The sequence below is a fragment of the Rhizobacter sp. P3_C12 genome (assembly GCF_056402735.1).
In genome coordinates, this window is the sequence record NZ_JBFUGW010000173.1 from 1 (window position 1) to 13656 (window position 13656).

Consider the following 13656-nt stretch of genomic DNA (forward strand, 5'->3'; position numbering starts at 1 on the left):
GCAGAAGGCCGCCGCACGCGCCGCGGCCACCGAGGCGCAGGCCGCCCTGCAGGTCGCGGCCACGCGCCCGCACGCGCAGGAGCCGCGGTCCGTGTCCGCGCCCGCTGCCCCGGCCGTCAACGTCGAGTCGCTCACGAGCCTGGTGATCCAGCAGATCGACCGCCGCCTCGTCGCCTACCGCGAACGCATGGGGAGGGTCTGAGCAATGGCACTGGCCAAGGCACGCATCACCGTCGAGCACACCGGCGCGCAGTTCGACGTGATGTTCAATCCCGAGGAGTACAGCCTCAACAAGGACAACAACTTCGCCTCGCAGGCGATCCCGGGCCTGGGCTCGCCGATCCTGCAGTTCGTGCACGGCAACCTGCGCACGCTCGAGATGGAGCTGTTCTTCGACACCACCGATACGCGCGCCGACGTGCGCGAGCAGACGCAGAAGGTGGTCGACCTCCTGAAGATCGATTCCGAACTGCATGCGCCGCCGGTGCTGCGCGTCGCCTGGGGCTCGCTGCAGCTGCGCTGCGTGCTGGCACGCGCCAACCAGAAGTTCATCAAGTTCCTCGAGGACGGCCGGCCGACGCGGGCGCGCATCACGGTGAGCTTCAGCGAGTTCATCGACCCCGAGCGCGAGGCCAAGGAGGTCAACCGCCAGACGGCCGATTTCAGCAAGGGCTGGACCGTGCAGCGCGGCGATTCGCTGCCGGCCATCGCGCATCGCTTCTACGAAGACCCGGCGCTGTGGCGCCCGATCGCGATCGCCAACGGCATCGACGACCCGCGCAGCATCGTGCCGGGCCAGGCCTTGAAGGTACCGGCGCTGCCGTTCACCGATCCCGCTACCGGCGAGGTGACCTCCTGATGCGCCTCGCTCCCGAATTCTCGATCCGCATCGACGGCGACGCGATTCCCGCGGCGCTGCGCGCGTCGATCGTGAGCGTCAGCCACACCGACGGCATGGAAGGCGCCGACCGGGTCGAGCTCAGCATCGCCAACACCTCGCTGCAATGGCTCGACCACCCGCTGCTGCAGGTCAACCACGAGTTCCGGCTGTCGATGGGCTATGCGCCGGGGCCGCTCGAGGAGGTGTTCGTCGGCGAGATCACCGGCATCGAGCCCTCGTTCCCGTCGAGCGGCATCCCGATGATCCGGCTCACCGCGCAGGACTACCTGCAGCGGCTGTCGGTGGGCACCAAGGACCGCGCCTTCGCGATCAAGATTCCGTCGGTCGGCAACTTCCCGCTGCCCGATGCGGCGGTCGCCGCGCTGGTGGCCGGCAGCAATGCGCTGATCCCCGAGCTCGATCCGGTCGGCGGCACGCTGTCGACGCTGGTCGGCCTGGCGACCTTCCTCGCCTTCCCGCAGTTCGCGCAGATGGCGGTGCGCAAGCAAAGCGGCGTCAACGACTTCCAGTTCCTCACCGAGGTCGCGAAGGAGAACGGCTGGCAGATGTAYATCGACCACACCGCCGAGCCGCACGGCCGCGTGCTCAAGTTCCAGTTCCTGATCCAGGACTACGCGCCCAGCCTGACGCTCAAGTGGGGCGCCACGCTGACCGAATTCACGCCGCGCATCACGACCGTGGGCGACATCGAGGGCGTGGCCGCCAAGGTCTGGGTCGACAGCATCAAGATGGATTTCACCATCGCGCTCAACTGGGACTACGACCGCGCGATGTTCAAGCTCTCGATCACGCCCGGCGGCCAGCTCGGCGAGCTGCTCGCGCCCGGCAAGGTGACGACCATCAAGCCGACGAGCTACGCCACGGCGCCGTTCAAGATCCTCACCGAGCTGCTGCCCAAGCTGAACAACCGGCTGACCGGGTCGGGCAGCACGGTCGGCGATCCGCGCATCAAGGCGAGCCGGGTGGTGAACCTCGAAGGGCTGGGCGACCAGTTCGGCGGCCTGTACCGCATCACCTCGGCCACCCACACCCTCGACGGCGGCGGCTACCGCACCAGCTTCCAGGCCCGCAAGGAGGTCTGGTTCGGCGCCATCCCGCTGCCCAAGGGGCGCGGCGGCCTGGTGCGGCTGCAAGGGCAGTTCACGGTATGAGCAGGGACGCGCGCCATGGATGACCAACTCTTCGAACGCCTGGACCAGCTCGGCGTCGAGTCACTGCACGAGGGCTTCGCGATCTCGCCGGGCGTCGTCACCAACAACCTGGACGCGATGTCCGAGGGCCGCGTGCAGGTGCGCATCCCGTCGATCCCGGGCATGGAGCCGTGGTGCCGCCTGCCGTCCGTCGGCGGCGGCTCGGGCCGCGGCTTCGTGTGGGTGCCGCAGATCGACGACGAGGTGCTGGTCGCCTTCGCGCAGAACGATGCGAGCGCGGCCTACGTGCTCGGCGGCCTGTGGAGCACCGGGGACCGCCCGCCGCTCACGCTGCAGAGCGACTTCCTCGTCAAGCGCGTCATCAAGACCGGCCTGGCCGGCGGCCTGGGCCACGAGGTGGAGTTCGACGATGCACTGCAGTCGATCACCATCACCAGCAGCACGCAGCAGAAGATCACCATCGACCCGCTGCAGATCAAGCTGGAGAACACCGCCGGCACGCTGTCGATCGCGATGGACAACAAGTCGCAGACCATCACCGTGCAGTCGGCGCTGAAGATCGAGCTCAAGGCCCTGCAGCTCTCGCTCGAGGGCCTGCAGCAGGTCGACATCAAGGGCGCGATGGTCAACATCCAGTCCACCGGACCCTGCAGCGTGCAGGGCCTGCCGATCAAGCTCAACTGACGCCAGGACCACACCATGCCTCCCGCAGCCAGAGTCGGCGACCCGACAGCGCACCCCGGCGTCATCACCGGGCCGGGCGTGCCCATGGTGCTGATCGGCGGCCTGCCGGCGGCCGTGGTGGGCGACCTGCATGCCTGCTCGATGCCGCCGCCGGCCGGGCCGCACCCGCCGACGCCGATCGCCAAGGGCAGCGCGACGGTGCTGATCGGCGGGCGGCCCGCGGCCCGCATGGGCGACATGAGCGGCTGCGGTGCCCCCATCGTGATGGGTTGCCCGCTGGTGGAAATCGGAGGCTGATGCGATGGCCGCGCCCCAGATCTCATCGACCTTCCTCGGCAGGGGCTGGGCCTTCCCGGTGCGGGTCGAGGCCGGCCAGGCCGCCACCTCCGCCTACGACGAGGACGTGCGGCAGGCGATCCTCATCATCCTCGGCACTGATCCCGGCGAGCGCGCGATGCGCCCGGACTTCGGCGCCGGCCTGCGCGCCTTCGTGTTCGAGCCGCTGAACCCGTCGACGCTGGAAGCGCTGCGCCAGCGCGTGCTGGAGGCGCTGGTCGACTGGGAGCCGCGCATCGACGTCGAGGCCGTGGCCGCGACCGCCGACGTGGCGGACGTCGGCAAGGTGCTGATCCAGATGAGCTACCGCGTGCGCGCGACCAACTCGCATGCCAACCTGGTCTACCCCTTCTACCTCGAGGAAGGATCGGCGCAGTGAACACCAAGCCCACGGTCGAGCTCGATGGCCGCGATGCGCAGGCGCTGCTGGCGCAGATCCTCGCGCGCCGCATCGGCTACACGCCCGAGTGGCTGGCGGCGGACAAGAGCGCCGGCGCCGGGCTGGCCGCGATCGCGGCGCGCTACCTCGAAGCCGTCGCGCAACGCCTCGGCCAGGTGCCGGCCAAGCTCAAGCTCGGCTTCCTCGACGTCGCGGGCCTGAGCCTGGTGCCCGCGCAGGAGGCGCGTGCCCCGGTGGTGTTCCGGCTGTCGGACCAGGCGAGCGGGGGCTCGGCGCCGGCCCGCACGCCGGTGGGGGCGGCGCCGCCGGCCGGCAGCACCGAGCAGATCCTGTTCGAGACCGAGCGGGCGGTCGGCGTCACGGCCGGCAGGCTCGTGCAGGTGGTGAGCCTGTGGCCGGGCCGCGACGAGTACATCGACCACAGCGCCGCCTACCGGGCCGGCGAGCCGGTCGAACCCTTCGCGGCGCGGCTGCTGCAGCCGACGCCGCATGCGCTCTACCTGTCGCATCCGGTGCTGCTCGCGCTGTCGGGGCGGGTCAAGCTGTCGGTCGAGTTCGAACTGCAGCATGGCGCGAGCAGCGCGCTCGCAGTCGTCTGGGAGTACTGGGACGGCGTCACCTGGCGCGGCTTCGTCGCCACCAGCACCGAGTGCAGCGGCACAGCCACGCCCGACTTCGACAGCACCGACGGATTCACGCAGAGCGGCAGCTTCCTGCTCGAGACCGATTGCGCCTCGGCCGCGAAGACCCAGGTCGACGCCGTCGACGGCTACTGGCTGCGGGCGCGGCTCGACCAGGCGCTGCCGCCGGATCCGGGCCAGTCGCTGCCCGAGGTCGACACCATCCGGCTGTCGAGCACGGTCAACGGGGCGCTGGGCGGGCGCATCGCGGTCGGCCCGGCGGTCGCACCGGCGGCCGTGGCGAACAGCCCCGGGCTGCTGAGCTTCAGCGCCTCGGGGCCGGTGCCGTCGGCGCCGAACAGCCTGAAGGGCATCGTCAGCAACGACGCGGGCCGGCCGGTCGAAGGCGCGGTGGTGCGCCTGACCGATCCTGCCGATCCGACGCGCGCGGCCTACACCTCGCAGCCCACCGGCGTGGACGGCAGCTACTCGATCGCCAACGTCAACTTCGCGCGCAACTACCTCTTCGACGTCGCCTTCGCGGGCATCGCCTTCTCCGCGCCGGATGCGGCCAGGCTCGCGAACCCCGCGCCTTCGGCCGCGAGGACGGTCGTGAACCTCGGGCTCTCGGTGGTCGGCCTGGCGCCCGACAAGGCTTTCGCCGACGGCAGCGCGCTCGACGTCAGCAAGCCCTTCTACCCGCTGGGCCAGCAGCCGCAGCCGGGCTCGACCTTCTACTTCGCCAGCGAGGAGGCCTTCGGCAAGCCGCTCGCGAAGGTGCGCATCTACCTCGGGCGCACGCTGTCGCCGCAGGACGAGGGCGCGATCTCGGGCTCGCAGGCGCTCGGGCACCAGCTCGACTGGGAGTACTGGAACAGCCGCATGTGGGCGCCGCTCGCGGTGAGCTCGAACTTCGCCGGCTCCAGGCTCGACCTCGACCGCACCGAGGTGATCGACTTCACGGTGCCGCTCGACATGGTGCCCGTCAGCGTCAACCAGCAGGAGGCGCGCTGGGTGCGCGTGCGCCTGCAAAGCGGCTCCTTCGGCTTCAAGCAGACCGTCCACTTCAACAGCGATGCGGTCGGCAACAACGGCAACAGCTTCACCTACGTCGTCGCGCAACCGCCGGTGCTGGGCGCCTTCGCGATCGGCTACACGTGGCAGTACGGTCCCTTCCATGCCGAGCGCGTGCTGGCGTACAACGACTTCCGGTACACCGAGCGCAGCGCCGAGGCGATGTGGCCCGGCAACACCTTCGCACCCTTCGAGCGCGTCGTCGACCTCACGCCCGCGCTCTACCTCGGCTTCGACAAGGCGCCGCCGGTCGACCAGCTCGGGCTCTTCTTCGACGTCGTCGAAGCCCCCGACACGCTGGCCGGGCCGGCGCTGGCCTGGGAGTACTGGGACGGCTTCGAATGGTCGCGCACGCCGGCCGACGACGAGACCGGCTACCTGCGCCGGCCGGGCATCGTCAACGTGCTCGCGCAAGCCGACGACAGCGAACTGGCGCGCTTCGACGCGCCGCACCACTGGCTGCGTGCGCGCCTGAAGGAAGACGGCCCACCGGGCGAGCCGGTCTTGCGCAGCCTGAACGTCAACGCCGTGTGGGCCAGCGAGCGCCACACGCTCAACGACCTGCCGCTGGGCACCAGCAACGGCACGCCCGACCAGGTGTTCGCGCTGACGCAGACCCCGGTGCTGGCCGGCGAGCGCATCGAGGTGCGCGAGCTCGGCGGTGCGCGCGCCAACGTCGAGTGGCGCATCCTCGCGATGGAGCTGTGGAACGGCGACAGCAGCGTGCTCGGGCAGCTGGAACGCCTGCTGGCACTCGAATCCACCGGCACCAGCGTCTCGCTCGGCCCGCTGCGCCTCACGCGCAACCGGCAGAAGCAGGTGACCGAGGCCTGGGTGCTGTGGCAGCGGCGCGAGCAGCTGTTCTTCTCGTCGCCGACCGACCGGCACTACGCGCTCGATGCGAGCAGCGGGCGCGTCGACTTCGGCGATGGCGCAGCGGGCCGCGTGCCGCCGGCCGGCGCGGCCATCCTGGTTCGCCAGGTGAGCGTCGGCGGCGGCTCCAAGGGCAACGTCGCCGCCGGTGCGATCGCGCAACTGCTGGGCGTGGTGCCGGGCATCGAGGCGGTGTTCAACCCGCGCGCGGCCGAGGGCGGGGCGGATGGCGAAGCCGCGTCGGCGGTGCTCGAGCGCGGCCCGCGGACGATCCGCCACCGCGGCCGCGCGCTGGCGCCGGCCGACTACGAAACGCTCGCGGTCGAGGCCTCGCCGTCGGTGAAGATGGTGCGTGCCATCGCGGGCCGCAGCCCGTCCGGGCAGACGTTGGCGGGCTGGGTCACCGTGCTCATCGTGCCGGGCAGCCTGGAGCCGCAACCCTACCCGTCGTTCGGCCTGCGCGAGCGCGTGCGCAAGCACATCGAAGCGCGCGCGCCCGCCGATCTCGCGGCCCTGCACCGCATCCATGTCACCGGCCCGGCCTACCTGCCGGTCGGCGTCACGGCCCGCATCGTGCCGATCGACGCGAGCCAGGCCGGCGCCGTGGAGCGGGCCGTGCGCGACACCCTCGAACGCTTCCTGCACCCGGTCGTCGGCGGACCGAACGGCAGCGGCTGGGAACTCGGGCGCGACGTGTTCATGTCGGATGTCGCGGCCGTACTCGAACGCACGCACGGCGTCGACTGCATCGAGGCGCTCGACCTCGTCATCGGCGGCGTGCCGCAGGGCGAATCGGTGCGCGTCGGCGACGACCAGGTGGTCGCGGCCGGGCCGATCGTGCTGCGCATCGACGAATCGGGAGCCTGAACGCCATGCCGATCGCATTGCCCCATCTCGACGATCGCCGCTGGTCGGACCTGGTCGAACAGGGCCGTGCGCTGATCCCGCTGCATGCGCCGGAGTGGACCGACCACAACGCCTCCGATCCCGGCATCACGCTGATGGAGTTGCTGGCCGCGGTGACCGAGCGGGACATCTACCGGCTGAACCGCTTCACCGACGCACAGAAGCGGCGCCTGCTCGCGCTGATGGACGTCCGCCCCGAGCCGCCGCGTCCCGCGACACTGGTGAGCGAGCTGCGCGTGACGTCGGGCGCGGCGCCGGTGACGCTGCCGGCGGGCACCGAGTTCGCCGGCCTGCGGCTCGATGCGACGGCGGCGCTGCTGCGCTCGTCCGGCGCGATCGACGTGGTGGCCGCCGGCCTGCGCGCCGTGCAGCGCAAGGACGGGGCCGGCTTCCACAACCTGAGCGCCGCCTGGACGCGGCAGGACGTGTTCGCGGCTTTCGGCGACGACCCGGCGATCGGCGCGGAGTTCCAGCTCGGCTTCGACCAGGCCTTGCCGAGCGGCCGCTGGTCGCAGCTCTTCGCCTGCGTCGAAGGCGAGCAGGCGGGGCCGGCCGAGCGGGCGCGCATCGCCGCGGCGGCGAGCGGGCCGCTGCTGCATCACGGCGTGCGGCTCGCCTGGGAGTACTTCGCCGACGACGGCGCCGCGGGCCGCTGGCTGCCGCTCGACGTGGTCGACGACACGCGCGCGTTCAGCCTCAGCGGTGCATTGCGCGTGCGGCCGGGGGCGGCGATGAAGGCCAGCGTGCTCGGGCGCATCGCACAGCCGCAGTACTGGCTGCGCGCCCGGCTGGCCGGCGGCGCATTCGATGCCGCGCCGCGCCTGGCGCGCCTGCTGCTCAACGGCGTCGAGCTGCTGCAATCGACGCCCGTCCGGACCTCATGGCCGATCGCACCCGGCACGGTGGCCGGCGGCCCGCTCACGCCGGGGCAGGGCAGCGCGTTGCGGCTCGTGCTGCAGAAGGGCCGCATCGTCGCCCTGTCGGTCGATGCGTCGCCGGATGCGCCGGTCTTCACGGTGCTCGCCTACACCGCCGCGACCGCCACCGTCCCCGGCCTGCTGGCCGTCGAGGGCACGCTCGCCGGCAGCGGCAGCGGCGAACCTTCGCAGCGGATCACGCTGGCGCAGCGCCCGGTGACCGAGTCGTCGCTGTGCCTGTTCAGCTTCGAAGGCACGCACTACCGGGCCTGGACCCGGGTCGACGACTTCAGCGCATCGGCGCGTGCCGATGCGCATTTCACGCTCGACGCGAGCACCGGCGAGATCGTTGCGGGCGACGGCGAGCAGGGCCGGGTGCTGCCGCCCGGCTGCCAGGTCTTCGCCTTCCACGAGGCGACCCGGCCGGCACCGGCGATCGCGCAGCTCGCCGGGCTGGCCGACAGTCCGCACAACCAGGTCTTCCTGCCGGATGCGAGCGCGATCGGCCGCATCGCCAGCGGCGCGCCGGTCCTGCTGGAAGCTGCTGCGCCGGCCGAAACGCTGGCGCATGCGCTGGGCCGCGCGATCGAGCAACGCGAGGCGCGGCTGCGCGCCGTGACGGCCGAGGACTTCGAGGCCCTCGCGCTCGGCACGCCCGGCCTGCGCGTGGCCCGAGCCATCGCGCGCCCCAACCTCTACCCCGGCCTCGAATGCGTGAACGCGCCGGGCATGGTCACGCTGATCGTGCTGCCGTTCCTGCCGCGCGCGAGGCCGCTGCCGGGCCGTGGTTTCCTCGACCAGGTGGCTGCCCGGCTCGAGGCGCGGCGCACGATCGGCACGCGCGTGGTGGTGGCCGGCCCGCGCTACCTGGAGCTGGCGGTCAGCGCCCGCGTGCAGGCGCTCGACGGGGTCGACAGGAAGCGGCTCTCGACCCAGGTGGCGCTGGCACTGGACGCCTTCTTCGATCCGGTCACCGGCGGGCCCGACCGCACCGGCTGGCCGCTCGGCCGCGATGTCTACCGCGCCGAGGTGATGCAGGTCATCGACCAGACGCCCGGCGTCGACCACGTGCTCACGCTCGAGCTCATCGCGCAGGGCTGCGCACCGAGCTGCGGCAACGTCTGCCTGCGCCCGACCTGGCTGGTCGCGGCCGGCCGGCACAACATCGAGGTGCCCTGACCATGTCGACGCCGTACCGCCGTGACCTCGAGCGGCTGCAGTACTGGCAGGGCCAGACGCTGCGCAGCCGCGATGCACGCGACCAGGGCCGCTTCGACGCGTTGCGCCGCCAGCTGCACAACCGGGCCTTGCACGCGACCGGCGGCATCGCCTTCGGCCTGCGGGTGCGGCTCGCGGCCGACGACCCGCAGCGCGTCGAGGTGGCCTGCGGGCTGGCCTACGACCTGCGCGGGCGCGAACTGGTGCTGCAGCGGGCGCGCCGGGCGCCGCTGCCGGCCGAGCCGGGCTGGCTGGTGCTGCGCATGCGCAGCGCCCTGCGCGATGGTGGCGCATGCTGCGCGGGCGGCGACCCCGGTTGCACGCCGCCAGGCGCGCAGCTGCTCGAAGACGAGGTGGAACTCGCCTGGATCGCGGGCGCGTCGAACGATGCGCCGGCCGGCGCGGTGCTGGCGCGCTTCGACGGCCAGCACCTGGACGAGGCCTTCCTGCCGCTGCAGTCCCGCCCGCTGGCCAAGCCGCGGCTCGCGCGCGGCGAGACGGTCAAGGGCGACACGCCGTGGGAGCCGTGGATCGTCGAGCAGCCGGATGGCCGCGGCGGCATCGCGCGCAAGGTGGTGGGCGTGCAGACGCACGTCGACACCTCCGCCAGCGGTTTCACGCAGACGCCGCGCTACGTGGCCAACGTGCAGGCGCAGGAATGGAACCTCGCCAAGGCCGAGTTCGCGCCGGCCTTCTTCCCGCAGGTGGCCGATCCCGCCGCCGACGGTTTCACCTTCCGCCTGTTGATGAGCGAGATCGCGCGCCGCCGCTTCGGCGCCTGGTTCGGCAGCGCGCGCGTGAGCGCGGCCACGCGGGGCATCGGCGACCAGCTGACGATCGAGGTCGACGACGCGGCCGTCTTCAAGCAGGGCGACATGGTCGCGCAGTTGCGCCCGCGCGCGCGCACGGTCGTCACGCTCACCGCGTCGACCCCCTCCAAGCTGACGCTTGCGGCGGCGCTGGCCGGCGTGCAGGCCGGCAGCAGCGTGCTGGCGGTGGGCAACCTGCCGCGCATCGCCGGCGTCACCAAGGTGCTGCCCGACGATCCGGCGATGGTGGCCGAGTTCACCGCCACGCCAGCGGTGAAGAAGGGCGACGTGCTGCAACGCACGTCGGACGGGGCGCTGGCGCTGATCGATCGGGTGGCCGCGGGCCTGCTCACCGTCGAGCGGCCTCCGGCGAACTGGCAGAAGGCCGACGCGCTGCTGGTGGCGCGCATGACCGAGGCCGCCGACGTGAAGAGCGCGACGGTCTCCGGCGATGGCAAGTCGCTGCTGCTGGAGCTGAAGCCGGCCTCGCACGGCATCGCGGTCGGCATGCAGGTCGTGCTGCTCGACGACGAGCGGCAGCCGCTGGCGAGCGCGCCGCAGGTGACGGTGCGCAATGGCGCGACGATCGAGGTGCAGCCGGTGCCGCCGGCGGCCGACATCGCCGCCGCGGTGCGGGTCGCACCGTTCGCGGGCGGCCTGGCGATCCAGAACCTGAGCCCGAAGAACCGCAGCATCGTCGAGGTCGACAGCGTGGCGCCGTTCGCCGTTGGCGACATCGTGGCGGCAGCCGGCAACCCGGCGCAGATCGCGGTCGTCGAACAGGTGCTGAAGGGCAAGAAGCAGCTCGGCCTGGGGTCGGGCCTGCCGCTCACGGTGGGCGCCAGGCTGGTGGCCGCGGACTGGCATTGCGCCACCACCATCGCCGCCTTCGATCCGCAGCATCCCCTGGGGGTGCAGGTGGGTCGCGTGGACGCGGCCCGCGCTGGCGATGTCGTGGCACTGCGCGTGGCAGACACGGTCGCCACGCCGGTGCCGGTCACCGCCGCAGCGGCGGCGGCGCTCACGCTCGGCGCAGCGCTCGCCGGCGCGGCGCGGCTGGACACGCTGGCCGTCGGCCGCTTCGGGCGCGTCGCGACGGTGCTGTCGCAACAGGCGCAGCCGGTGCAGATCACGATCGCCGAGAGCGGGGCGCTGGTGGCGGGCGATTGCGTGATGGTGTGGCCCGCCTCCGGCAGCGTGGCGCCTGAGGCCGCGGTGGTGCAGGTGGCGTCGGCCAGCGGCACGCAGGTCGTGCTGGCCGAATCGCTCGGCACGTTGAACCCCGGCGACCGGATCGCGACCGTGCAGTGGCGCGACAGCGTGCGGGTGACCAGCGTCGACGCCGCGCACCCGACGCAGGTCGGCATCGACGGCGACGTCGCTTTCGGCGCGAACGACGTGGTGGGCCTGCTCTCGCACCATGCCGACGCGTCCAACGGCGCCTACGTGCTGGCCATTGCCGGCAAGGTGCTGACGCTGGCGGCCGGCCTCGCGCACGGCGACGGCATCGTCGACCAGGGCTGGATCGACGGTGGCATCGTCGGGCCGGCGGCGCTGGCCTGGCAGCCGCCGGTGCCCTTGTCCTTTCCCGCGCCGTGGCAGCCGCTGCTGCGCATGGACACGGTCGACGGGCTCGACAGCCGCACGCTCGCCACCGTGTACGGGCTCGACCTGGTGACGGGCGTGTTCCAGTCGCGCGCCGCGATGCCGATCGAGCTCGATGCGTCGGGCCCGCACCTGCTGATGCTGAGCCCCGCGTCGACCCCGGCCTACCGTTTGCGGCCCGAGACGCTGTCGCTGATCACCAGCTTCAACAGCGACTTCCCCGCGGCCTTCGTGACCTTCGCGCAGAAGCAGCAGCTGGTGGTGCGGTGGTTCGGCTGCCAGCAGGAGTTCCCGCCCGCCGGCGGCTGCCCCGGCCAGGTGCCGTGGGATCCGTGCGCGCCGCGCGCCTGAACAGAGAGAGGACCCGAACACCATGGCCATCATCGGCGAGACCCGCTTCACGGAGCGCAGCAGCTTCTTCAACGGCCAGCGCCTGTTCGCGTCGGACCTGCAGGACGTGGACGACTTCAATCGCCAGATGCGCTGGCTGCACAACCAGAGCCTGCACCAGCCGGGCATCGGCGCGGGCTTCGCGACCGCGGGAAGCAAGGGCGACCGCGAGGTCTCGATCCAGCCCGGCTATGCCATCGATTCCGCGGGCCGCGAGATCGTGCTGGCCGATGCGGTGATGCAATCGGTGCCGCCGGTGGCCGGCGACGATTTCGGCGGGCCGGTGTTCTTCGACCTGACGGTGTCGTATCCCAGCGGCGCGCTGCAGGTTGCCGAAACCCGCGACGGCGTCTGCGGCGTGGCCGGCGGCGCGATCCGCCTGCGCGAGACGCCGGTGTTCTGCTGGGTGCGGCTCGGCCCGGCGCCGGATTACCTGCCGACCGACCCGACGCTGCGCGACGCGGTCGTGAGCGGCACGCAACTGCGGCTCGCGCGGGCGCAGGTGCTCAACTGCCGGCTCGACCAGCCGCTCTCGCTGGCCCAGCGGCGCAATGCGCGCCCCGCGGCCCAGCCCTATGTGGCGAGCGGTGTCGCCGAGGAACTGGACTGGGACCTGCCCGATGCAGGCAACGGGGCCTCGGGCTTCGGCCTGCAGCTGGTCGCGTCCATCGACACCACGCCGGCCGGCTTTCGCACCACGCCGTGCTACTCGGCGCAGGTGGTGGGCAGCCGCGAGTTCACCTTCGTCGATGCCAAGGGCAACGAGGTGCCGCGGCTGGTGGACGGCTTCGTGATGCTGCTGGCCGCGAGCAGGACCGGCTTCGACTTCTCGGTCCTGGTGCCCGACGCGCTGCTGACCAGCCTGCCGCCCGTTGCCGGCGACCCCGATCCGCAGAGCGACGAATTCAGGAAGCAACTGCTCGAACAGGTCGCGGCGCAATGGCGCGTCGACTGGATCGGGGTCGAGGGCTGACACCATGGCCGCACCGGACATCCGCCCCTTCCGCTACCTCAACGACGACGGCCTGTGGCCGCGTTTCCACTGGCACGGGCTCGTGCTCGGCCACGATGGGGCGCTGCGCCTGGCCGGGCTGCCGGCCTTGGACGGTCCGCTGCCCGCGCACCTGGAGGCGCTCGCTGCCGTGCAGCCGCCCGGTGGCGTGGCGATCGATGCGGACGGCTCGGTGTACCTCAGCGATCCCGCGAGCGGCCTCGTCTCGTCGATCGAGGGCTGCTTCGGCGCCGTCGATGCCGTGCCGTGCATCGGCGGGCCGGGCGCGGGCGCGACGCCATTCGACGCCCCCGCGGGGCTGGCGATCGCGGCGCATCGCCATGCGCTGTACGTCGCCGACGCCGGCCACCACCGCGTGCTGGTCTTCGACCTCGCGAGCCTGGCGCTGGTGGAGGTGCTGGAGGGCTTGCAGCGACCGGTCTCGCTGGCGCTGGACGAGGCCGACCAGCTCTACGTCGCCGACACCGGCGCCCGCCGGGTCGACCTGTTCACCGTGTCGGGCGACCGCGTGGCGGCCTTCGGCGACATGGTGCAGGCCAGTGGCCATGCGGACGATCCCTGCGCAGTGGCGTGCGACGGCGGGCGGGTGTACGTGCTGGACGGCGCGACGCACGAGATCGCCGTGTTCTCGCCGCAGGGCCTGGTCGAGGTCGTGGCCACCGGCATCGAGCAGGCGATCGCGTTCGCCGTCACTGCCGGCACGCTCTGCGTGGGTGACCCGGGCCGGCGCCGCATCGCGGTGTGGTCGCGCGGGCAGGGC

The 13656-nt window shown here is 72.2% G+C and carries 11 protein-coding genes; all 11 read left to right on the top strand.

Annotated elements, in window-relative coordinates; translation table 11 throughout:
• Positions 1–202 (top strand): hypothetical protein (locus tag AC1DXV_RS22895; protein ID WP_477935692.1); only part of this gene is annotated, 202 nt, incomplete at its 5' end.
• Between the two features lie 3 nt (positions 203–205).
• Positions 206–859: a CIS tube protein gene (locus AC1DXV_RS22900; protein WP_477935694.1), complete on the top strand. Its 654-nt coding sequence runs from the start codon at positions 206–208 to the stop codon at positions 857–859.
• Positions 859–2052 (top strand): phage late control D family protein, encoded by a 1194-nt coding sequence (locus AC1DXV_RS22905; RefSeq protein WP_477935696.1) that lies wholly within the window; start codon positions 859–861, stop codon positions 2050–2052. The genes AC1DXV_RS22900 and AC1DXV_RS22905 overlap by 1 nt, the downstream gene beginning before the upstream one ends.
• 15 nt (positions 2053–2067) lie before the next feature.
• The gene (locus AC1DXV_RS22910; RefSeq protein ID WP_477873462.1) at positions 2068–2736 is read left to right on the top strand and encodes a phage baseplate assembly protein V; all 669 of its coding nucleotides are present in this window, start codon (positions 2068–2070) and stop codon (positions 2734–2736) included.
• 15 nt (positions 2737–2751) lie between these two features.
• On the top strand, positions 2752–3033 hold the full coding sequence (locus AC1DXV_RS22915) for a PAAR domain-containing protein (protein WP_477873461.1): 282 nt from the start codon (positions 2752–2754) through the stop codon (positions 3031–3033).
• Positions 3034–3037: 4 nt separating this feature from the next.
• Complete coding sequence (locus AC1DXV_RS22920; protein ID WP_477935698.1) at positions 3038–3451, top strand: GPW/gp25 family protein; 414 nt, start codon at positions 3038–3040, stop codon at positions 3449–3451.
• Positions 3448–6906, top strand: coding sequence for a putative baseplate assembly protein (locus tag AC1DXV_RS22925; protein ID WP_477935700.1), 3459 nt, complete (start codon positions 3448–3450; stop codon positions 6904–6906). The genes AC1DXV_RS22920 and AC1DXV_RS22925 overlap by 4 nt, the downstream gene beginning before the upstream one ends.
• Positions 6907–6911: 5 nt before the next feature.
• Positions 6912–9041 carry a putative baseplate assembly protein gene (locus AC1DXV_RS22930; protein ID WP_477935702.1) on the top strand — a complete coding sequence of 710 codons (2130 nt, stop codon included), beginning with the start codon at positions 6912–6914 and terminating at the stop codon, positions 9039–9041.
• Between the two features lie 2 nt (positions 9042–9043).
• A complete protein-coding gene (locus tag AC1DXV_RS22935; protein WP_477935704.1) occupies positions 9044–11845 on the top strand; it encodes a hypothetical protein in 2802 nt (933 codons plus the stop codon).
• Positions 11846–11867: 22 nt separating this feature from the next.
• Complete coding sequence (locus AC1DXV_RS22940) at positions 11868–12857, top strand: hypothetical protein (RefSeq protein ID WP_477872483.1); 990 nt, start codon at positions 11868–11870, stop codon at positions 12855–12857.
• Between the two features lie 4 nt (positions 12858–12861).
• Positions 12862–13656 (top strand): NHL repeat-containing protein (locus tag AC1DXV_RS22945; RefSeq protein ID WP_477935706.1); only part of this gene is annotated, 795 nt, incomplete at its 3' end.

Bases quoted from the DNA above. Each gene is read 5' to 3' on its own strand.
- AC1DXV_RS22900 (WP_477935694.1), top strand. From the start codon at position 206: ATGGCACTGGCCAAGGCACGCATCACCGTCGAGCACACCGGCGCGCAG.
- AC1DXV_RS22910 (WP_477873462.1), top strand. From the start codon at position 2,068: ATGGATGACCAACTCTTCGAACGCCTGGACCAGCTCGGCGTCGAGTCA.
- AC1DXV_RS22915 (WP_477873461.1), top strand. From the start codon at position 2,752: ATGCCTCCCGCAGCCAGAGTCGGCGACCCGACAGCGCACCCCGGCGTC.
- AC1DXV_RS22920 (WP_477935698.1), top strand. From the start codon at position 3,038: ATGGCCGCGCCCCAGATCTCATCGACCTTCCTCGGCAGGGGCTGGGCC.
- AC1DXV_RS22930 (WP_477935702.1), top strand. From the start codon at position 6,912: ATGCCGATCGCATTGCCCCATCTCGACGATCGCCGCTGGTCGGACCTG.
- AC1DXV_RS22935 (WP_477935704.1), top strand. From the start codon at position 9,044: ATGTCGACGCCGTACCGCCGTGACCTCGAGCGGCTGCAGTACTGGCAG.
- AC1DXV_RS22940 (WP_477872483.1), top strand. From the start codon at position 11,868: ATGGCCATCATCGGCGAGACCCGCTTCACGGAGCGCAGCAGCTTCTTC.